The sequence below is a fragment of the Amycolatopsis sp. SID8362 genome (assembly GCF_010550475.1).
In the GTDB taxonomy this organism is placed as follows: domain Bacteria; phylum Actinomycetota; class Actinomycetes; order Mycobacteriales; family Pseudonocardiaceae; genus Amycolatopsis; species Amycolatopsis eburnea.
In genome coordinates, this window is the sequence record NZ_JAAGNB010001098.1 from 1 (window position 1) to 376 (window position 376).

Genomic DNA, 376 nt, shown 5'->3' on the forward strand with positions numbered 1-376 from the left:
CCAGCCAGGCCTGGACGAGGTCCAGCGCCCGCGTCGAGGTGCCGAGGACGCTGCCACTCTCGACCGGCACGGCCACGACCGCGGGGGTCGCGTCCTCGTCGGCGATCAGCGCGGCGAGCCCGTCGGTGACGAGGACCGGGTCCGCGGCGGCGGCCTCGGGCGTGACCGGCGTCCAGTCCACCCGGAACAGGGAATCGCGCTTCACCGTGGCCGGGCCGGAGACCTGGCCCGCGGTGGCGGGCCGGAAGGTCAGCGAGTCGATCGTGGCGACCGGCCGTCCTTCGGCGTCGGCCAGCGCGACCGCGACGGCTTCCGCCCCGACCGGCGTCAACCGGACGCGCAGGGTGGTGGCGTGCGCGGCGTGCAGGACGACCCC

At 76.9% G+C, this 376-nt stretch carries 1 protein-coding gene; it reads right to left on the reverse strand.

What is annotated here, in order from left to right; all coding sequences use genetic code 11:
- A partial coding sequence (locus G3I65_RS34035; RefSeq protein ID WP_203612591.1) for a hypothetical protein occupies nt 1-376 on the reverse strand: 376 nt, incomplete at both ends.